Genomic DNA, 18,865 nt, shown 5'->3' on the forward strand with positions numbered 1-18,865 from the left:
CAATTGCCGGCTACCAGCTATACTTCTCGATCGCTCCCGCGAACTCTCTCTCCACCATTCCAACGCTCTTCGGAGGATATTCCATGAACGCTTACCGCTCCGCTGCCCTCGGTCTGCTCGTCACCGCCGTCGCCGCCAGCACGCTGATCGCACAAGAAACGAACGAACGCCGCGAGAAAATCCGCCGCGCCGTCGGGGCTGCGGCCGAAGTCGCCGAAGGCCTCATCGAGCAAAACGCCAACACGGCCGTGCCGGCGGTCGATGGCCGTGTGATCATCTTGAAGCGGGTCGAAAAGAAAGACGAAGCCCTCGCCACGGAGCCGCAAGAAATCAACGCTGGCGGGCTGGTGATCGTCGAAGTCCCCGACACGCAAAGTCACCCGACCGAAGTCGCCGAGCCAACCGTCACGCCGGCCGAGGCAGCGCAATCGTTCGGCAAGGTCCGCGGCATTCGCACGAACAACGCCGGCCAGCCGATGATGGGCGGCGGTTACACGTGGTTCTTGTTCAAGACGCTCGCCCCCGGCAAGGCGGCAATCAACGTGAAGTACACCCCCAACGGCGGTGGCGATCCGGTCGATCAGACGTATCAGGTAAACGTCGTCGCAAAGTAAAGTTAAAGACAGGAAGATTTTCAACACAGAGGACACAGAGATCACAGAGGAATGCAAAAGGGAACTAAGTTGCAAAATTGCCCTCTTACTTGGTTCTTTCTCTGTGTCCTCTGTGCTCTCTGTGTTGAAATCTCTTTCTTTTACTTTCCCCTCACTCTTCATAGTGCGAAACGTCATTCCACAACTGAATGACCGGCTCGTTCACATTGTGCTCGTATCCGAGCGCACTCAAGCTCGCCGTCGCAAGCGTGAACAACTCCGCATGCTGCGGCGGCAGTCCGATCCACCGCGCCCCGAGCATCCGCGTGAAGTGCCCGCTCGAAAATAGCAGCACGTTGCCCCCTGCCGCGCGAGCCCGCTCCAGCACGCGATCCGCGCGAGCCGCCACTTGCTCCGTCGATTCCCCCCCGGGGCAACCATCGCGATAGATCCGCCAGCCCGGTTGCCGCGCGACGATCTCGGCATTCTTCAGCCCCTCGTACTCGCCGTAGTCCCACTCGACGAGATCGCGATCAACCGTCGCCACGCCGCCAAAGCCGGCCAACTCGCACGTCCGCGACGCCCGCACGAGCGGACTCGTCCACACCGCCGCGAACTCCAGCTTTTGCAACCGCGCGCCCAATCGTTCGGCGTCGTATTCCCCCTCCAGCAACAGCGGAATGTCGGTCAGCCCCGTATGCTGCCCCGACTTGCTCCACGCCGTCTGGCCGTGACGAGCAAGGTAAATGATCGGCAACTTCGCACTCATGCTTGTCCTTCCAATGGTCTCTTGCTCGCGAGCACACCCTCTCAGCTGGCTGCGTTCAGTAATATCTCACGCAAAGGCGCAAAGGCGCAAAGGGAAATACCAAATCGTTCGCTTGCGTTCTTTGCGCCTTTGCGCCTTTGCGTGAGACTATTCATTCTCCAACTCATGGCGGCTTGCGGTGAAAGCACGTTGTAGCCCCCAGAACCAGTCATTTCCACCGTTTGGCCGCTTTTTGAGCCCCCTTTGACGAGTCGCAATTCGTAACCTAGCCTTTCCGGTCGAAGCGGACGCAACGGTTCCTTCGTCATTGGCCGCACAATCTACGCGTGCCGACGCACGCCCAATTCACTTTCGTCACCCGAATCGCGAGAAGAACTATGGACAGCCCCACCGCCAACGTCCCCGGCCCGTTCCGCACCGTCATCGCCGCTGAAGTCGAAACGCTTCGCCATCATTGGAAGTGGTTCCTCGCCCTCGGCATCGGCATGGTCGTCCTCGGCACGATCTCGCTCGGCTGCTCGGTGCTGACCACCGTCGTCGCCGTCGTCGCCTTCGGCTTCTTGATGATCGCCGGCGGCATTGCCGAAATCATCAGCGCCTTCTGGGCCGGCAAGTGGAGCGGCACGCTCATCCACTTGCTCATCGGCATCCTCTACACCGTCGTCGGCATCATGATCGTCGACACGCCGCTGCAAAGCGCCGAACAGCTGACGCTGCTGCTGGCGTTCTTCCTCGTGATCAGCGGCATCCTCCGCATCGTCTTCGCCCTCAGCGAACAATTCACCGGTTGGGGTTGGGTGCTGCTCAACGGCGCCGTCACCCTGATGCTCGGCATGTTGATCTACAAAGGCTGGCCCGAATCGGGCCTGTGGGTCATCGGCCTGTTCATCGGCATCGAAATGATCTTCAACGGCTGGGCCTGGATCATGCTCTCGCTCGCTCTGAAGCCGCGTGACGTGAAGTAAGCGGAAGAGTTCGCCGAAGATTGAAAATCAAACGGCCGGCAGCGCGACGTGCGCTGCCGGCCGTTGTTTTTTGATTTGTCAGTTGTCCGTGGTCAGTTGTCAGTTGCTAAATGCGAAAACACTTGAAGGCAGCCTACTCTCTCGCCAGCAACAACTGACCACGGACAACGGACACTAGCGCTCAAGAAGCCCGCCGCCCCATGCGATCATGCTCCAGCGCCCGCTTCAGCGCCTCGCGTTCGCGATTGATTTCATCCGCCGTCCGCACGCCGAGTCGCCGCAGCACCGGCAGCGGCGGGCACCAACCCTGAATCGCATGCTGCAACAGAAACGCTGCGATCACCGCCGGCACGGCGAAAAATCGCTTGTCGACAAACGCCCCTAGCGCCGAACCGACCAAGATGGCCGTTGAGGCGTTCGTCTCGAGCAGCCGCTCGATGTCCCACTCGCGATCGAGCTCTGCCAACCGCTCGCGAATCGCCGCCGGCCCCGCCGTCATCGTCCGGGCGATGCTAGCGTCCGTTTGCCGCCGAATCTGCTCATTCACATGGGCCGCCGTCTGCTGCGGCACGCGGTCTACGGTGGAGGGGATCATGGCTTGGCTCCCGCTGACTGAAGGTGGAGGAGATCAGCCAGATTTTCGGAGCAAGCGGCATGCCAAGGGACGGGTTGTCAGTTGTCCGTGGTCAGTTGTCAGTTGCTAAATACGAAACATGGAAAGGCAGCCTGCCCCCTCGCCAGCAGCAACTGACCACTGACAACGGACCACTGACTATTTCCGCTCCTCCGCCTCCTGCCGCCGAATCGTCTCCCGCAGCCGCTCTCCAAACGTTTCATCGAGCGGCGTCGTCTCCATCCACGGGTCGACGCGGAACGCCCGGCGGGCTTGTTCGAACGTCAGGTCGGTGTCGATGTACCCCAGGTTGAACGCCGTGCGATCAGAGAGCCCTGTCAGCAGCACCTGCAAATCGTGCGGCAGCGAATGCCCGCCGAGTCGCCGCAGGTGCATCAGTATCCGCGTCATGCAGTTGTTCCAGATGAGGTTGTAGAACTCCGGCTTCTCCTCGAGTTGATGAGCCCCTTCCATCATCGACTTGAAAATCGCCTGCATCCGTTCCGGCGTCGCCCGCGCCGGGTAAAAGAAGACTGGCGTTTTCCAAATCTTGCCGCGCAGACCCACGACGTCGCGTTCATCGCCGACGACGTACATCAGTTGCAGTTGGCGGAACATCGACGGAATCAACTGGTACGGCTGCCCCAATCGCCGCCGTCCTTCCACCGACACGGCCACCGTCTGCCCATCGGAGAAACCGAAACAAACGAACACATGCGCCACCGCATCGAGCCCCGGCATCGGCGCCACGACGTAGTACATCGAGTTCAGTTTCGAGAGATCGTACGTTCGGTCGTAGAACCCGGGCGTGAAATCGGTTCGCGAGCGCCAAGTAAAATTCCGCACGTTCTGGACGTGAATCTTGTCGCCGTCGATCTCGACGATCGGATGCCGCGCCTGCTCCGGCGACCATTCGACGTTCGTATCGGGCGTGACGAAGCCGAAGTAGTAGATTGCAATGGCCGCCGCCGCAACGAGCGCTGCGCTCGTCAGCCGCTTCTCCGGCCAACTCTTGCGAAACCATTGCCACAGTCGCAACGGCTCGCGTCGCGCGAACCAGAAGAGCGCGACCACCGCCGCCGCCAGCGCGCCCGTGAACCATTTTGATCCCGGCCCGGTGAAGTAAATCGCCAGCGCCGACCAAATGCCGAGGAACCACCAGCCGAACCCGCAAGCGAACCGCCCGCACCACGCGAAGGTCTTTCGGACGAATGCCATGCGAACCCAATTTCTGTTAGTCCCAGGAAGCGATCATGCGATTTCCGCGGCGATCTCACGGCCGCTCGACCGATGTTCTAGATGGTATAATGCTGTTGGCGGCGTGACTATTCCATCAGGAGCAGGTTCCGATGACGATCAAAACTCAGGCAATTTACGCGGGCGGTTCGCTGCAGTTGCAGCAGCCGCTTCCTGTGCCGGATGGAACGGAAGTGCAGATCAACATTCATCTGGAAGCTCCCTCCACCGTTGCGAACGACCCACTCGCCGCAGTGATTGGAATCGGCGAAGGCCCCGCCGCCGGCGACGTATCTGCAAAACACGACGACTATCTTTACGGCACGCCATGAGCAATCTGGTCTTCGTCGATACCTGGGCCTGGCTGGCGCTTGCCATGCGGAAGGACCAGTTTCATGAAGCCGCTAAACGACGTCACGCCGCATTGATGACGGATGGTCGATCTTATCTGACAAGCGATTACGTCCTCAGCGAACTCGCCACGCAATTGTACCGGTCGCTCCCGGCCGCCGAAGCGGAGCGATTCTTCGCGGTCGTACTGAAATGTTGCGACGACAACGTTTACAGGCTGGAGCCAATCACGCCGGATCGATTTCGTGCCGCTTGGCGTTTACGTCAGCAATTCGCCGACAAACCGCGTATCTCGTTCGTCGATCTCGCCTCGATGGCAGTCATGAAGGAAATGGGCGTCACCGATGTCTTCACCGGCGACGCCCATTTTGCGCATGTGAACTTGGGGTTCACAATTCTCGATTAGTAGGCGAAGAGCGATAATTTAAACCCGCCTACCCTACTCACTTCACTCCTTCATATCCCTCTTCAACCCCGACCGCGTCGCTTGCACCGCCAGAGGATCGTCGGGCCACGCATGCTTCGGGTAGCGCCGCCGCAGCTCTTTCTTCACCTCGGGGTAAGTGTTTGCCCAAAAGCTCGCGAGGTCGGCCGTCACCTGTTGCGGGCGGCGATTCGGACCGAGCAAGTGCAGCAGCACGGCAACGCGGCCACCGCCGATGCGGGGCGTTTCGCGCACGCCAAAGAGTTCCTGAATTTTCACCGCCAACATCGGCGGTCGGCCTGGCTCGTAGGTCAGCGGATGCCGATTGCCGTTGGTGAGTTCAAACTCCCGCGGCGCCAGGCGTTCGATCTCGGCAATCCGCTCGTAGCCAACTTCTTGCTGCAGCCGCGAGAGCCAATCCGCCGTGCGAATATCGTCGAGCGACCGCAAGCCAATGCAAACTTCCGGCAACATCGCCGCGAGTTCTTCGGCATCGAACCGCGGCAATTCCAACTCAGGTAGCGATTCCGCCAGCCAGCGAACCCTCGCAAGAAAACTCCCTGCCGCGGAATCGGATGGCGGCAGAAATCGATCGAGCTGCGGACGCGCTTCTCGCGCCAATATCTCGCCGGCCGCCACGCGATCGCTGATCGCCACCGGCGTCTCTTCGAGCAGCAGATCGCTCCAGTAGGTTCGCGAGCGGGCTTCGACTTGGCCGCGCGTCGGGTTGTAAAACAGCTCGTCGCGAGTCTCCAGCAGTTCTTCCGGCAACCACTCTCGCTCGACGGCGGACGCTGATCGCGCCCGCGCTTCGCCGCCAGCGTCGTTGAGGTCAATCGCCAGCAGCAGCGTCTCGCCCCGCACACGCGAGCCGCCGTCGAGCCGCACGCCGCGGCCGCCGACCATCGTCGCCCGATCTTGCGTCCCGCCGCGGAGCTTCGCGAGCCGGTCGGGAAACGCTTCGAGCAGCGCCTGCATCAAACTCAACTCGGGCGTTTCGCTGCGTGGCGCGAGTTCCCTGTCGACGAGCCGGTAAAGCTGCTCCGCCGAACGGAGCACATTGCGAGCGCCGCCATGGTGAAGTTCCAGTGCCGGATCGGCGAGCCGCATCCCGCCGTGGAATGCCTGCAACGCCACGACGCGATCGACCACGTCCGACCGCGTTCGCACCGACTGGTGATCGCGCGGCCCGCGCCGCCCTTGGTCGGCCGTGCGAAACGGATCGCGTTCGGAAAGGAGGGCCGCCGCGATCGACGTTTCACGCAGCACGCCGTGATGTGCTCCAGCGAGCAGCAACCGCCCCAAGCGTGGATGCGCCGGCAAGCGGGAGAGTTCCTTACCGAGCGGCGTCACGCGATTCTCCGCATCGATCGCCCCGAGCATATGCAACAATCGCCGTGCGTTCTCCAACGCTTCGCTCGGCGGCGGATCGAGCCATGGAAACTCTTCGCTCTCCCCCAACACGAGCAACTGCAACAGCGGCTCGGCGAGATCACTGCGAAGCGCCTCGGGAATGTCGGCCTCAGGGCGATGCCGATGCGACGCCTCTTCCCACAACCGCCAGCAAACGCCCGGCGCCGTCCGCCCCGCGCGGCCCGCCCGCTGCTCGGCCGAAGCTTGCGAGATCGGCGTCAGTTCGAGTCGCGGCAGCCCGGTCGCCGGCGCGACGCGCAATTGACGCACTTGCCCAGAATCGATCACCGCCGTCACGCCCGGAATGGTCAGCGACGTTTCAGCAACGTTCGTCGAGAGGATAATCTTCCGCTGCCCCGTGTCGAGCAGCGCCCGATCTTGCTCCTCCGGCGGCAAATCGCCGAACAACTTGAGTAGCGCAAAACCTTGCCGATCCGCCAGCGACGCGAGCGCCGCCTCGCAGCGCATGATCTCGCCTACGCCCGGCAGGAACACGAGCAGATGGCCGTCGGTATCGCGTAGCGCTTCGGGCACGGTAGCCGCGACGAGGTCGGGCAGTTCGCGCTGCTCGCCGCGGCGTTGGTAGCGGACGCTTACCGGGAACCGCCGCCCCTCGGCATGCACGATCGGGCAATCGCCGAGCAGCTTTGCCACCGGCTCGGCGGCGAGCGTCGCACTCATCACGACGATCCGCAGATCGGGCCGCAGCGTTTGTCGCACACGCAACAGCAGCCCCAGCACGAGATCCATCTCGATCGTCCGCTCGTGGAATTCGTCGAGCACGACGGCGCCGATCCCCTCGAGCGAAATATCATCAAGCAACCGCCGCAGCATGATACCGGTCGTCTCGACGACGAGCCGCGTTTCGCGACTGACGCAGGCGTCGAAGCGAACGAGATAGCCAACCTCGCCGCCGACGCGGCTGCCGCGAAGCCGCGCGATTTGCCGAGCGACCGCCCGCGCCGCCAATCGCCGCGGCTGAATGAGCGCTACCTTTTGCCCCGCCGGCAGATCATCAAGCACCGCCGCCGGCACGAGCATCGTCTTGCCTGAACCTGGCGGCGCCGTCACGACGACGGCTCCGCCCCGCGACGCCTCGACGATCCGCGGCAACGCGCTCGCGACCGGCAACTCGGCCAGCCAGTCAACAAAGGGGGAGTCGGGCATGGGGTGGACGAATCGAAGCGGAGGACAATTCAACAAGCGAACGCTATCAGTGGGGCAGATGCTTAGGTGAGTAAGTGATCGAAGGTTCCACCTACTCACCTAAACACATACTCACTCTTTTCCCTCCTCACTCACCTCTTTCCCCCCAACTCCTTCACCCTAATCTTCCGAAACGCCACCGGCCCGTGGTCGCCTTGCAGCATTAATCCGCCCTCGGCGACTTCAGGTTCCAGATTCCAAGCGGCCCCGGTCGGATGTTTGAGATCGACCTGCTCGTGAACTTGCTTGCCGTTGAGCACGACGTTCTCGAACCGCGCGTTCGTCACCTTCTTGCCGGCGGCGTCAAACCGCGGCGAGTAAAACGTCAGCGTCAGCGTCTGCCACTCGCCGGCCGACTTGGCGGCGTTCTCGCTCGGCGCGATTCCTTCGTCGATGTGCGCGTATGGCGGGCCGAGCTTCGCCCGCGGATAAACGCCGCCACACATGTCGCCCGTGAGTTCCTTCATCGCCGCCGTGTCGCGAATCTGAATCTCATACAACCCGTTGAGCTTCACCCCAGCGTTCGAGCGCTCGGGAATCATGAATTCGCACTCCAGCTGCACGTCTTTGAACGGTTGCTTCGTGTGAAAGTTCACCCCGTCGCCGTCGCTGACGAGCACCCCCTCGCCTGGCTGCGTGACGAGCCGCCGCGGCTGCTTAGCGTCTTGCTTTGCATCGCCGACGATCGTCCAACCGCTCCGTTCGCTTTGCCAAGCGTCGAGCGCCGGTCCGTCGATCAGTTCGATCCACCCCTGCGCGGTCGAATCGTCCGCACGCCCGGCCGAGATCACCAGCAGCAGCCAGGCGCACCCGGCAAGCAGTGAACGAAATTGCAACATGAGAAGCCCTTTGCTTGGCGGCCGGAGCCGACTCGTGACGTGCCACGCCCCGCCATGATGGCGGAGCCGAGCAGAAGAACGCCGATTATGACGGATTTGCCGGCAACTTTCGACCATCTCGGCGCCCGAGCCAAACCTAAAATTGCGTAATCCGCCGCAGTTCGCTGCGGCGCGATTCGACGCGGCTCGCGTCGCCCCTGCCAGCCCCGCCCGCACGCTCCCGCCATGAATCGCCGCGCCTTCACGTTCTGGTTCAGCTTCGGCCTGTTCACCATCGCCGATCGACTGCGAGTCTACGGCCTCGACGAACTCGCCGCCGCCATGATGCGCGATGGCGCCAAGCCCTCGACGACGCTGCCGACCCATTGGCGGCTTGCCGACAACGGCGTCTGGCGATGGTTCGAACGCGAAACATTCGTCGACGGCGCGTGGCGGCTCAGCGGCGTCACGACGCCGATCCGCATGGAGACGGGCGAACCGGCGCCCGCGAACGACGGCTACCTGGCTTATGAACTCGTTCCAGCCGAGGTGCTGCGCCACAAGCCGACGCTCAAAGCTGAAGAAGCAATCGCCGCTGGCGAAAAGCTAGAAGACGGCGCCGAGCCAACAGACGCGGCGACGAAATCTGCCGACGTCGCGCCCCCCGCCCCGTCCGACGATCACGAAGAACACGAGCCGAGCGAAAAGCGCCGCGCTCGCCACGGCCGACCGCCGAGCAAGTGGCTCCGCAGCTTGCACGCCGACGAACTGAAGATCTGGCTCAAAACGATCGAAGTCCCCGAAGCCGATGTTAGCGGCATGACGTTTTGGGAGCATCTCACCCGCGACCATGCGTTCGATCCAGTGCACATCGAGGAGCTCGATCAGGCAGAACAAGCCAAGCTGCATGCCGCGGCGCATTACGGGTACTAGCCCCGGGCTCCGCCCGGGGGTCGGTTTCCATTTCGAAAAACTTACCCATGAGGTCCCCTCCCCTTGAGGGGGAGGGTTAGGGAGGGGTGACGGCAGCGTGTACCAAGATTCCACCCCCTCCCCAGCCCTCCCCTCAAGGGGGAGGGAGCCACAACATTTAGAATAGTGGGACGCTCGCTTGAACAAGCTTTTGCCAAACTACGTTCGTTATTCTCTCGGAACTATCTCAACGATCTTCGTGGCGAACGCCGTTCTATTTTCACTGCGAGCCCCTGCCGCCGAGCCGCAACCGCTGCCGGCCGTCGTCGCCATCGACGTCCTGCTCCACCCTGACCGAACGATGCTCGCCGCCGCCGCGAAGGCGAACGAAGAACTCCGCGGCGATTACCCCGCCGGCTTCTCGCTCGACAAACTCCACACGCCCCATATCTCGATGATTCAGCGCTTCGTGCGGCGGGACGACCTCGCACAGATTGAGGCGGAACTCGAAAGCGTCTTCGCCTCTGCCAAACCGACCGCGATCGAACTCGAAGCGACCGGCTACTACTCGCTCCCTGTCGGCGAACTCGGTCTCGCCGGCATCGTCATCGAGCCGACGAGCGAGCTCCGCGACTTGCAGGACCGCATCATCGCCGCGGTGGAACCGTTCGCCGTCAAAGGCGCCGCCGACGCATTCGTACCCTCCGCCGACAAAGCCCCCATCGCTCCGTCGATCGTCGACTACGTCAACGGCTACGTCCCCGAGCGGAGCGGGAAGAACTTCAACCCGCACGTAACCGTCGGCCTCGGCAAGACGCCGTTCGTCAAGCGGCTGATCGCGGCGCCCTTCCCCACGTTCACATTCCGCGTCACGGGGGCCAGCGTCTACCACCTCGGCAACTACGGCACGGCCGCCGTGGAACTCTGGTCGCCAGACGACAAGCCGGTCGCTAAGTAAGCAACTCGTCCGATGGGCGCTCTTCGCTCGTCCGCGCCGCAAGCACTTGTCCAGCGCTGCCGAAGCCGCGGTAAATCGCTGCAACCTGCGAGCCCGTCACGACTTGGCAGAGCCAGGCTACCGGTCTGCCTGCAGTTTCGGCATAAGGTTCGCTCTCCTAGAATGCAGGACGCCAGCACGAGACAAGCCATAGTTAAGTGACAGGAGTGAGCAGCGATGGAAACTAAACATAACCTCCGCGAACAAACGATCGAGAAGGTCCAAGACCTGATTCAGATCAACATCGATAGCCAAAAGGGCTTCTGCGAAGTCGCCGACAAATTGAAAGACAAGCAACTCGCAGCGCTCTTCAAACAGCTGGGCGATGAACGTCGTACGAATACAAGCGAGCTTCAACAAATCGTGAATTACAACGGCGAGAAGCCGCAAGACGACGGCTCGTTCGCCGCCACTGTTCATCGGGCGTGGATTGACGTCCGCGCCGCCATCAACGGCGGCGACGCAAGCGTCATCCTCAACGAAGCCGAGCGCGGCGAAGACGCCATCAAAGAAATGTACGAAGACGTGCTGAAAGAGACGGCTGGCTCGGCCGTCAACGACGTGCTGACTCGACAGTATGCGAAGGTGAAGGCAGGCCACGACAAAGTTCGCGACCTGCGAAACGCCTACGCCCATGCGTAGGACCCTTCGCCCTCGCATGCGGCATGAGCCGAAGCGGCGGAAGATGAGACCGTCGCTTCGGCCAAGCTAAATCATCGTGCGCCGAGGGTGACTCAACCTGCTATCGAGTCGCCCTCGGCTATCGCGTTGCGAAATAGAAATAGTTAGCCGGTACGCATTGCCGCTACAAAACGCATAGCCCGCAGGTCAGCGCGGCCGGCGTCCTGAACTGTCGCCGTCATTCGACGCCTCACGCCGCTCTTGCGAAAAGTGCGGCGGAATCACTTGAGGCGGCGTCGTATGATTGTCGCTGATCGTCGATGCTACGACGAACTTCACCATGTAGCCGAAATCCTCTTGGTCGAACGGCTTCGTGATGTAAAAGTCGCAGCCTGCGCGACGGGCGGCTTCCTCGTCTTCCTTCATGGCCCGCGCCGTCACGGCCCAGATGGGCGTGTTGCACGTCGCCGGGTGGGCGCGCAACCGCCGCGTCGCTTCCAAGCCATTCATTCCCGGCAGCCCGATATCCATCAGGATGAGATCCGGCGGACTGTGCGCCGCAAATTCCAGCGCTTCCTCGGCCGATGGAAACGACACCAACTGCGCAGCAACCCCTTCAAACGCGAAGATGTCTTCAATCAGTAGGGTGTTGTCGTCGTTGTCTTCAATGAGCAGTACAGTCTTCATCACTTAGCTCAAACAGGCGGTTGCAGGCTGGCTTCGTGGGCTTGCCGGTGGTGGAAAACGTCGTCAGTGCGAGCGGTCGATTCGTAGTTAGTTGGTTCAAGCATCGGCAGCGGCCTGCTCGGTACTGAGCGTCGGCTGCAACGCAGGCGGTTCAGGTTCTTCCTCAAGTTCGATCGTTCGCGGCACGACCAGCGCGAACGTGCTGCCCGCGCCCGGTTGGCTATCGAGCGTAATCTCGCCCTGCATCGCCGACGCGAACGTCGCACAAATCGCGAGCCCGAGTCCGGTCCCCTCAGCGTGACGTCCCGAGGAATGGACCTGCTCGAAGTTCTCGAAGATGCGACTCTGATCCTGCGGCGGAATGCCGATGCCCGTATCCGACACCGCGAAGATCCAGTTCTCCTCGTCGGATCGCGCCGCAAGCGTGATGACGCCGGCATCGGTGAACTTCACCGCATTGGCCAACAAATTGAGCAGCACTTGCTTCAGCTTCGTCCGGTCGAGCAGCGGCGTCCCCAAATCGTCCGGCACGACGACGGTAAATTCCACGCCAGGCCGCTTCTGCAACAACGGCTCGGTCATCGCAATCAGCTCGTCGAACAGTTCCGCAACGTCGACGGGCTCCATCATCAGCGCTTGCTCACGCGCCTCGGCCTTCGCGAGATCGAGCACGTTGTTGACGAGCGCCAGCAGGTGCCGTCCGCTCGCCGCGATCCGCTCGATGCGATCGCGCTGATGATCATCGAGGCCATGAGCGCCAACGTGCCGCAGCAGGCCGGTGGAAAAGCCGATGATCGAATTCAGCGGCGTCCGCAATTCATGGCTCATGTTGCGCAGGAACGTCGCCTTCGCCATCGCCGCGGCCTGCGCCGCCTCCGCCATCTCGGCGAGGGCTCGATTCGAACCGGCAATGGCCTCGACATGCGCTAGCAGTTGCTTCTTCGACTCACGCTCCTCCGTGATGTCGCTCGCCGACCCGGCCATCCGGTAGGGTCTTCCCGCCGCGTCCCACGCCGCCTGCCCGCGAATCCGCACCCAAATCCACCGATTGTGCAGCGTGAGGTAACGCAGGGTGACGTCGTACGGCACGCGGTCTTGGCAGTGGGCGTCAATCGCCGCCCGCACCTCGGCCACGTCGCTGGAGTGGACGCGCGTGAACCACTCTTCAACGTTCAGCTTCTCGTCGTCGGCCGGGAAGCCAAAAATCTCACGGTAGCGCGCCGAGGCGAAGAAGCCGGCTTGATCCGTGCGCCATTCCCAAATCCCGTCTTGCGACGCGCCTACGGCGAGATCGAAGCGCTGTTCGCTGTCTCGCAGAGCCGCCGCCGCCCGTTCCGCCTCCGCCGTTTGCCGCGACGCCCGCTGACGCATGTTGATCGCCGCTGCCAGCAACAATGCGCTCAGCAAGCCCTTAGCCAGCGCGAGATCAGGCGTCTTCGAGTAGTGGAGCGCCTCGGTTTCCGGCGTAGGCCAAACCTTGAAGCGCCAACCGAGTCCGCGGAGCTTGAGCACGGTCGATTCCACGACAGCGGGATCTACCGTCGCTTCGTCGGCGCTGGCGAAAATGGTTTGCTCGCCTTGCTCGACGCTGAAGCTAAAGGCGTCGTGCCGGCGGTCGGCGGCCAGGCCCCCCAGGATCGTGTCGATACGAAACACCGCCGCGATGTAGCCGGTCACTTGGCCCGCTTCGTCGATGGTCGGCAAGTAGCCGATGAACCCCGATTCGCCGTGCATCAGCGTCAGCACGGGCGTGAACGCAAACTGCCCGGTCTCTCGCGAGCGCACAACCGCGTCATGCCGCGGCCCCGGCGGCAGCACTTTGCCGAAGACGTCGTCGCGCTCGTTGGCGGCGGCGCAAACCCAGGCGATCCTCAACTCGGGGTTAATCCAGTTGATCGCCACGATGCCGCCGAAGTCTTCGAGCAACCGCCGCGCATCTTTCCGCTGTTGCGGTCGATCGAGCACTCCCCAGCGATCGGCGAAACGATCGATCGCCTGCAGCCGCGACTGAAGTTGTTCGCGAACTTGCATTCGCAAGCCCGCCGCCGCCACAGCCGTCGCCCGTCGCAGTTGCAGCGTTTCGTTGTCGACCAATTCCCGCCACACGAGCACGCTGGCCGCCGCTAGTGCGAACGACGCCGGATAAGCGAGCCACGACGATCCGGCCGCCGCCGCTTCCCGATAAGCCATCGCCACGACGACGCTTCCTAACAAAAACAAGCCGACCGCCGTCGTCAGCGCCATGCCGGTGGTAAGTTGCCAGCCGACGCGCAAATCAGTCCCCATGACGTAGCGACTCAACGCCACAAGCGCCAGCATGCAGACGACGATCCCTGCCAGCGAAGCCGCGGCGACGTCGAACCGCGGAAAGTTTCGCGCCAAGATCGCCATGCTTAGCAACATGAAGCAGAGCGCCACCCCCAACGCCATCCGGCCGCCGCCGACGCGCTTGATCAACGCCTCGCTCGGCTCGTGCAGCAGCGTCTCCATGCCAACGGACGCCCCGCTGGCGACTTCGACGAAGTGCAGCGCGCTGAACGCCAGCGCCGCTCCCGCTAGCCAGTTCGCCGACTGCCGCCGTTGCGTCACGCTGCAGAAAAGCGCGGCGCCGCTCAACGCGAACATCACCGCCGTATTGAATCGCAACGTCGGCCCTGGATTGGCCAACCGCAGCAGATCGGCATAGCCTGCCAGCCAGGCGATCATCATCGTCGCGCCGAGCGACATCGCCAGCGCGGCGACGACAAGAGCGCTCCATTCCACCGGCGAGTAACGTCGAAGCGGCTTCATGGCGAGATCGATGAAGGAAGATCGACCAAACGAAGCTGCGGCGCTGGTCGACGACTCGGCAAGACGACACGATTTTGGCGGGACCGTAGCGGCCAGTTTTCGTATATTTGGCGGTTATCCACTAGAGAACTTTTGCGCAATCCGAACGCTACAATGGGCTCGCCGCTTCCGAAAACGAGGGACAGCGCCCCTCTCCCACCTCACCCATCACCGCCGAGAAACGGACGATGAAGGCCTTCCAATACGAATCTTTCAGCCTCGATGGCCTGAAACGGGTCGACCTCCCCGAGCCCCAGCCCGGCCCCTACGAGGTCGCGGTGCGGTTTCGCGCAGCCTCGCTCAACTACCGCGATTTGCTCTTTGCCTGGGGCGTTTACAACCCCAAAGCGAAATTCCCGACCATTCCCCTCTCCGATGGCGCCGGCGAAGTGGTCGCCGTTGGCAGCGAGGTGACGCGCTGGAAAACTGGCGATCGCGTCTGCCCGATCTTCACCCAAGGCTGGCTTGAAGGTCCCTACAACGCCGCGAAGGCCGGCACCACCCTCGGCGGCGGCGACCTCCCCGGCGTCCTCCGCGAGATCGGCGCGTTCCACGAACAATCGCTCGTTCGCATCCCCGACTACCTCTCGTTTGAAGAAGCCGCCACGCTCCCCTGCGCCGCGGTCACGGTCTGGAACTCACTTGTCGTCTTCGGCAATCTCAAAGCGGGCGAGACGGTCCTCACGCTTGGCACCGGCGGCGTCTCGATGTTTGCGCTGCAGCTCGCGAAGCTGCATGGCGCCCGCGTTATTTCCACCAGTAGCAGCGACGAGAAGTTGGAGCGTGTCCGCGCGCTAGGTGCCGACGAAACGATCAACTACAAAACGCATCCCGCCTGGGAGAAAGAAGTCCTCCGCCTCACCGACGGCGTCGGCGTCGACCACGTCGTCGAAGTCGGCGGCGCCGGCACCATTAGTAAGTCGATCGCCTCGGCACGCATCGCCGGCAAGATCGGCGTCATCGGCGTCCTCGCCCAAGGCGAAGGCGTGAACCCGATGTTCCTGCTGATGAAGACGCTCGCGCTGCAAGGCATCTTCGTCGGCTCGCGCGAGATGTTCGAACATCTCAATGCCGCGATCACGACGGCGCAGCTGAAGCCGGTGATCGATCGGACATTCCCCTTCGACGAAGCCGTCGAGGCGTTGCGGCATATGGAAACGGGTTCGCACTTCGGGAAGATTGTGCTGAAATACTGAGGGCTGAGTTCGCAGCCGCCGGTCAACGACCGGCCGGAGCGCTCCTACGAAGAACGAACCACAAAGGCACGAAGTGCACGACGGGATTCAGAGGAGACAGGAGTCCGCGAATCAGCGTGAATGAGCAACTTGGCGATTCAACCTATTCGCGAAAACTACCCTTCGCAGAAAAAACAGCCCCGACCTAGCTAGGTCGGGGCTATTTGCGATGATTCGCGTGATTCGCGGTTACTTCGCTGCTTAAGAATTCCGTTGTGTTCGTCGTGCCGTCGTGGTTAAAAATGCGACGCGGATAATGTTTCGCTCCGGCGGGTCGTTGACCCGCGGCTACCTCGCTTCATTCCAACCTTGGCGCCTATGCTGTTCTACCTCAGCACTTGCTTTGGCCTCGCGCTGATCTTCCTCGCTCTGTACGACGCGTTTGAAACGCTCGTCCTGCCGCGGCGCGTCACGCGGCGGTTGCGGATCGCGCGGGTTTACTTCCGCGTCACTTGGACCGCTTGGCGCCGGCTCTGCGATCTGCCGCGTACGGGTCGTACGCGCGAAAGCCTCCTCAGCATCTTCGGCCCGCTATCGCTGTTCGGGTTGTTCATCTGCTGGATGCTGCTCATCGTCACCGGCTTCGCGCTGCTGCATTGGCTGGGCCACACGCTCACGCCGCCGTCGAATCGCGACTTCCGCCAATGCCTTTACCACAGCGGCGAAACCTTCTTCACGCTCGGCTACGGCGACGTCACCCCCGTGACGTATGTCGGCAAGCTGCTCGCCGTCTCGGAAGCGGGCATCGGCTTCGGCTTCATGGCCGTGGTGATTGGCTATCTGCCAGTGCTTTACCAAGCCTTCTCCAATCGCGAACGCAACATCACGCTGCTCGACGCCCGCGCCGGTTCGCCGCCGACGGTGTACGAACTGTGGCGACGCCTCGGCTCCACGGGTGAACGGATCGAAACCGATCGCTTCCTCGGCGAGTGGGAAATCTGGTCGGCGGAATTACTCGAAAGCCACCTGTCGTTCCCGGTCCTTTGCTACTACCGTTCGCAACACGACAATCAATCATGGCTCGCCGCGTTGGCGCTCGTGCTCGACGCTTCCTCGCTGCTGCTCGTGCATGGCCTCGAAGGTTCGCGATTGCGAGCAAGGCTGACATTCGCGATGGCACGCCACGCGGCGGTCGACATGTGCCTGGTGTTCCAACTCCCGCCGCACGAGCCGCGGGTGGAACGACTTTCCGATGAAGAACTGCGCCGCTCTTTTAGCCTCGCCCATCGACCGCTCAGCGACGAGCAAATCACGCAGCTTCGCGAACTACAGGCGATCTACGAGCCGTTTCTCCAAGCGATGGCCGACTACTTCCGCCTCTACTTGCCGCGGTTCATTTCGGATCGGCCGACTGCTGACAATTGGCAAACGAGCCCCTGGACGACTCGGGCGCCTCATTTGGATGAACTCTCGGGGGAGAGCTCGGCGGCGAGCGAGCATTTTCGTTAGGCGGCTCGTTGAGGCGCAGCGCGAAGTGGGTGTCGCTCCGGCGGGTCGTTGACCCGCGGCTACTAGCTCCTTTCAAGTTTCTGCGCTTGAACGCCGATCAGGGGGCAAGGCGTGTGCGCTGACGCGCACCTTGTCTGCTAGCACGAGATCGGGGGAGCGTCGGCATGTCGGAACAATCTTCGCGCAGTTCGCTGTTGGCTTCCGGCACTGTCATCGCGGCGCTCATCAGCGGCGTCACCGCACTAATCACGGCGCTGCTCCCGTGGTTCTTGCCTGACCGCAGCCAGCCTGTCGCACCGGTTGAACCTGCCGCCATCGCCGCGACTCGCGACGTGCCGGCAACGCACGGAGCGCCGAACTTCACCATCGGCGCCTGGACGATTACCTCCAGCGTCGACGACGAGGGCAACGACTACGCCGGCAGCACGCTGCGGTTCCTCTCGCAGCACGACCTCGGCGACCGCATCGAGGTGACCGGTTTCTTCGAGTGGCGCCTGCAGCAGCAAACGCTCGGCCGCGAGCAAGTCACCGCCACCTACGATCCCGCAACGCGGCAGCTCTACATCGAGGGGAAGTACACCGATAACCCCGAGATCCTCGCCCCCGGCTCGTTCTCGGCCGAGGTTTCGGCAGATGGCCGGCAACTTCTCAACGGCCGGTGGGGCAACGTCCCCGGCGAGCGAGTCGGCGTTCTCGGCACGTGGGAAGCCCGCCGCTAGCCCCGGGCTCTGCCCGGGGGTCGCTCCCCATTCCGGGCCGGCTCCGTCGCGCGTAGTGCCGCCCCCGGGCAGAGCCCGGGGCTAAAAATCCCGCCAGGAGTTGCGGCAAGCTCTAGCCGCACGCACGCCTGCCATAACGTAAACACCCTGGACATCCTATTCCCACGCCACTTTCGGCCAGTTCGCAGGGCAGTTTGAGAACCTTTCCGCTCCCCAAACGTGGCGTTCCACACCGTTTCGGCTTATCATAAATATTCACCCCTCGCTGAGGCGCGACGGGCGACTTGGAACGCCGCTTGGCTGCGCGACCGCTGTCGCGATCAGAAGCCAATCTTCTCTCCATTGACGACGACAACGAGGAACAGATGAAGCAATTCGTGTCCCGAGCTCTCCTCGCGGGTGCGCTCGCGTGCCTGCCCGCCATCGCGACAGCCGCGAACTACGACGAATCGGTCAACGGCGACATCTCTGGCGTCCCCGCCGCTCCGACGACGATCGCCTTCACCGAAGGCGCCAACGTCATCAAGGGAACCGCCGGCACGCCCGCCGACTACGACGTCATCAGCTTCACCATCCCCGACGGCCATCAACTCTCGTCGCTCTACCTCGACGCCTACTCGAACCTGGGCTACCAATCGTTCGTCGGCCTGCAGAACAGCGCGACCTGGACGACCGGTCTCGGCAATCTGGTCGTCGGCGAAACCTTGATGGGATACGCCCTCTACGACGCCGGTCTCGTCGGCACCAACCTCCTCGCCGACATGGGCGTCAACGGCGCCGGCTTCGGCTCGGGCTTCACCCCGCCTCTTCCCAGCGGCGCCTACTCGTTCTTGATTCAAGACACGACCAGCCCGTTTAGCTACCAATTCACCTTCAACGTCACCGCCGTTCCGGAACCGGCCACCATCGGCCTCGCCGCTCTCGGCCTGCTGGCGATCGCGCGCATCCGCCGCCGCTAACGACGAGCGACGTTTGACATCGCACCGCGTAACTGCCGCGAACGCTGAAGTACCGCAAAACGCCAATAG

General features: G+C 62.6%; 18 protein-coding genes. 11 read left to right on the forward strand and 7 right to left on the reverse strand.

Annotated features, from left to right (window positions below; translation table 11 throughout):
• The first annotated feature begins 83 nt into the window (after nucleotides 1–83).
• On the forward strand, nucleotides 84–614 hold the full coding sequence (locus PLANPX_RS23345) for a hypothetical protein (RefSeq protein WP_152101044.1): 531 nt from the start codon (nucleotides 84–86) through the stop codon (nucleotides 612–614).
• Nucleotides 615–765: 151 nt separating this feature from the next.
• Here the strand turns inward: PLANPX_RS23345 and PLANPX_RS23350 are convergent, their stop codons facing one another.
• On the reverse strand, nucleotides 766–1,362 hold the full coding sequence (locus tag PLANPX_RS23350) for a histidine phosphatase family protein (RefSeq protein ID WP_152101045.1): 597 nt from the start codon (nucleotides 1,360–1,362) through the stop codon (nucleotides 766–768).
• A gap of 377 nt (nucleotides 1,363–1,739) precedes the next feature.
• Here PLANPX_RS23350 and PLANPX_RS23355 point away from each other — a divergent pair, with 377 nt between their 5' ends.
• Nucleotides 1,740–2,327: an HdeD family acid-resistance protein gene (locus PLANPX_RS23355; RefSeq protein ID WP_152101046.1), complete on the forward strand. Its 588-nt coding sequence runs from the start codon at nucleotides 1,740–1,742 to the stop codon at nucleotides 2,325–2,327.
• A 181-nt stretch (nucleotides 2,328–2,508) separates the two neighbouring features.
• On the opposite strand, the gene PLANPX_RS23360 is transcribed toward PLANPX_RS23355, so the two are convergent.
• Nucleotides 2,509–2,922, reverse strand: coding sequence for a DUF2892 domain-containing protein (locus tag PLANPX_RS23360; RefSeq protein WP_152101047.1), 414 nt, complete (start codon nucleotides 2,920–2,922; stop codon nucleotides 2,509–2,511).
• A gap of 177 nt (nucleotides 2,923–3,099) precedes the next feature.
• Nucleotides 3,100–4,158 carry a DUF4105 domain-containing protein gene (locus tag PLANPX_RS23365; RefSeq protein ID WP_152101048.1) on the reverse strand — a complete coding sequence of 353 codons (1,059 nt, stop codon included), beginning with the start codon at nucleotides 4,156–4,158 and terminating at the stop codon, nucleotides 3,100–3,102.
• Nucleotides 4,159–4,289: 131 nt separating this feature from the next.
• Here PLANPX_RS23365 and PLANPX_RS27550 point away from each other — a divergent pair, with 131 nt between their 5' ends.
• Nucleotides 4,290–4,508, forward strand: a complete 219-nt coding sequence (locus tag PLANPX_RS27550; protein WP_172992275.1) for a hypothetical protein — start codon at nucleotides 4,290–4,292, stop codon at nucleotides 4,506–4,508.
• Nucleotides 4,505–4,933, forward strand: a complete 429-nt coding sequence (locus tag PLANPX_RS27555; protein WP_172992276.1) for a type II toxin-antitoxin system VapC family toxin — start codon at nucleotides 4,505–4,507, stop codon at nucleotides 4,931–4,933. Before PLANPX_RS27550 ends, PLANPX_RS27555 begins: the two co-directional genes overlap by 4 nt.
• A gap of 42 nt (nucleotides 4,934–4,975) precedes the next feature.
• On the opposite strand, the gene hrpB is transcribed toward PLANPX_RS27555, so the two are convergent.
• Nucleotides 4,976–7,531, reverse strand: a complete 2,556-nt coding sequence (gene hrpB, locus PLANPX_RS23375) for an ATP-dependent helicase HrpB (RefSeq protein ID WP_152101050.1) — start codon at nucleotides 7,529–7,531, stop codon at nucleotides 4,976–4,978.
• 131 nt (nucleotides 7,532–7,662) lie between these two features.
• The gene (locus PLANPX_RS23380; protein WP_172992277.1) at nucleotides 7,663–8,409 is read right to left on the reverse strand and encodes a 3-keto-disaccharide hydrolase; all 747 of its coding nucleotides are present in this window, start codon (nucleotides 8,407–8,409) and stop codon (nucleotides 7,663–7,665) included.
• A gap of 225 nt (nucleotides 8,410–8,634) precedes the next feature.
• Here PLANPX_RS23380 and PLANPX_RS23385 point away from each other — a divergent pair, with 225 nt between their 5' ends.
• The 3 genes from PLANPX_RS23385 to PLANPX_RS23395 all read left to right on the forward strand — a co-directional run bounded on the left by PLANPX_RS23385 (nucleotide 8,635) and on the right by PLANPX_RS23395 (nucleotide 10,939).
• A complete protein-coding gene (locus PLANPX_RS23385; RefSeq protein ID WP_172992278.1) occupies nucleotides 8,635–9,321 on the forward strand; it encodes a hypothetical protein in 687 nt (228 codons plus the stop codon).
• 238 nt (nucleotides 9,322–9,559) lie between these two features.
• Nucleotides 9,560–10,258, forward strand: a complete 699-nt coding sequence (locus tag PLANPX_RS23390; RefSeq protein ID WP_152101053.1) for a 2'-5' RNA ligase family protein — start codon at nucleotides 9,560–9,562, stop codon at nucleotides 10,256–10,258.
• 216 nt (nucleotides 10,259–10,474) lie between these two features.
• Nucleotides 10,475–10,939, forward strand: coding sequence for a PA2169 family four-helix-bundle protein (locus PLANPX_RS23395; protein ID WP_152101054.1), 465 nt, complete (start codon nucleotides 10,475–10,477; stop codon nucleotides 10,937–10,939).
• Nucleotides 10,940–11,125: 186 nt separating this feature from the next.
• Here the strand turns inward: PLANPX_RS23395 and PLANPX_RS23400 are convergent, their stop codons facing one another.
• Both PLANPX_RS23400 and PLANPX_RS23405 read right to left on the reverse strand, forming a co-directional pair.
• A complete protein-coding gene (locus PLANPX_RS23400; RefSeq protein WP_152101055.1) occupies nucleotides 11,126–11,605 on the reverse strand; it encodes a response regulator in 480 nt (159 codons plus the stop codon).
• Nucleotides 11,606–11,701: 96 nt separating this feature from the next.
• On the reverse strand, nucleotides 11,702–14,395 hold the full coding sequence (locus tag PLANPX_RS23405) for an ATP-binding protein (RefSeq protein ID WP_152101056.1): 2,694 nt from the start codon (nucleotides 14,393–14,395) through the stop codon (nucleotides 11,702–11,704).
• 227 nt (nucleotides 14,396–14,622) lie between these two features.
• Here PLANPX_RS23405 and PLANPX_RS23410 point away from each other — a divergent pair, with 227 nt between their 5' ends.
• The 4 genes from PLANPX_RS23410 to PLANPX_RS23425 all read left to right on the forward strand — a co-directional run bounded on the left by PLANPX_RS23410 (nucleotide 14,623) and on the right by PLANPX_RS23425 (nucleotide 18,796).
• A complete protein-coding gene (locus PLANPX_RS23410) occupies nucleotides 14,623–15,630 on the forward strand; it encodes a zinc-dependent alcohol dehydrogenase family protein (RefSeq protein ID WP_152101057.1) in 1,008 nt (335 codons plus the stop codon).
• A 357-nt stretch (nucleotides 15,631–15,987) separates the two neighbouring features.
• Nucleotides 15,988–17,118, forward strand: coding sequence for a potassium channel family protein (locus PLANPX_RS23415; RefSeq protein ID WP_152101058.1), 1,131 nt, complete (start codon nucleotides 15,988–15,990; stop codon nucleotides 17,116–17,118).
• Nucleotides 17,119–17,282: 164 nt separating this feature from the next.
• The gene (locus tag PLANPX_RS23420; protein ID WP_152101059.1) at nucleotides 17,283–17,837 is read left to right on the forward strand and encodes a hypothetical protein; all 555 of its coding nucleotides are present in this window, start codon (nucleotides 17,283–17,285) and stop codon (nucleotides 17,835–17,837) included.
• A gap of 377 nt (nucleotides 17,838–18,214) precedes the next feature.
• Nucleotides 18,215–18,796, forward strand: coding sequence for a PEP-CTERM sorting domain-containing protein (locus tag PLANPX_RS23425; protein WP_172992279.1), 582 nt, complete (start codon nucleotides 18,215–18,217; stop codon nucleotides 18,794–18,796).
• Nucleotides 18,797–18,865: the final 69 nt, after the last annotated feature.

Origin of the sequence: Lacipirellula parvula (assembly GCF_009177095.1) — a bacterium.
Lineage (GTDB): Bacteria > Planctomycetota > Planctomycetia > Pirellulales > Lacipirellulaceae > Lacipirellula > Lacipirellula parvula.

Excerpts from the sequence above, each read along its gene's own strand:
- PLANPX_RS23355 (WP_152101046.1), top strand. The coding sequence starts at position 1,740 with ATGGACAGCCCCACCGCCAACGTCCCCGGCCCGTTCCGCACCGTCATC.
- PLANPX_RS27555 (WP_172992276.1), top strand. The coding sequence starts at position 4,505 with ATGAGCAATCTGGTCTTCGTCGATACCTGGGCCTGGCTGGCGCTTGCC.
- PLANPX_RS23400 (WP_152101055.1), bottom strand. The coding sequence starts at position 11,605 with ATGAAGACTGTACTGCTCATTGAAGACAACGACGACAACACCCTACTG.
- PLANPX_RS23365 (WP_152101048.1), bottom strand. The coding sequence starts at position 4,158 with ATGGCATTCGTCCGAAAGACCTTCGCGTGGTGCGGGCGGTTCGCTTGC.
- PLANPX_RS23420 (WP_152101059.1), top strand. The coding sequence starts at position 17,283 with ATGTCGGAACAATCTTCGCGCAGTTCGCTGTTGGCTTCCGGCACTGTC.
- PLANPX_RS23405 (WP_152101056.1), bottom strand. The coding sequence starts at position 14,395 with ATGAAGCCGCTTCGACGTTACTCGCCGGTGGAATGGAGCGCTCTTGTC.
- PLANPX_RS27550 (WP_172992275.1), top strand. The coding sequence starts at position 4,290 with ATGACGATCAAAACTCAGGCAATTTACGCGGGCGGTTCGCTGCAGTTG.
- PLANPX_RS23345 (WP_152101044.1), top strand. The coding sequence starts at position 84 with ATGAACGCTTACCGCTCCGCTGCCCTCGGTCTGCTCGTCACCGCCGTC.
- PLANPX_RS23380 (WP_172992277.1), bottom strand. The coding sequence starts at position 8,409 with ATGTTGCAATTTCGTTCACTGCTTGCCGGGTGCGCCTGGCTGCTGCTG.
- PLANPX_RS23410 (WP_152101057.1), top strand. The coding sequence starts at position 14,623 with ATGAAGGCCTTCCAATACGAATCTTTCAGCCTCGATGGCCTGAAACGG.
- PLANPX_RS23395 (WP_152101054.1), top strand. The coding sequence starts at position 10,475 with ATGGAAACTAAACATAACCTCCGCGAACAAACGATCGAGAAGGTCCAA.
- PLANPX_RS23385 (WP_172992278.1), top strand. The coding sequence starts at position 8,635 with ATGAATCGCCGCGCCTTCACGTTCTGGTTCAGCTTCGGCCTGTTCACC.
- PLANPX_RS23360 (WP_152101047.1), bottom strand. The coding sequence starts at position 2,922 with ATGATCCCCTCCACCGTAGACCGCGTGCCGCAGCAGACGGCGGCCCAT.
- PLANPX_RS23415 (WP_152101058.1), top strand. The coding sequence starts at position 15,988 with ATGCTGTTCTACCTCAGCACTTGCTTTGGCCTCGCGCTGATCTTCCTC.
- hrpB (WP_152101050.1), bottom strand. The coding sequence starts at position 7,531 with ATGCCCGACTCCCCCTTTGTTGACTGGCTGGCCGAGTTGCCGGTCGCG.
- PLANPX_RS23350 (WP_152101045.1), bottom strand. The coding sequence starts at position 1,362 with ATGAGTGCGAAGTTGCCGATCATTTACCTTGCTCGTCACGGCCAGACG.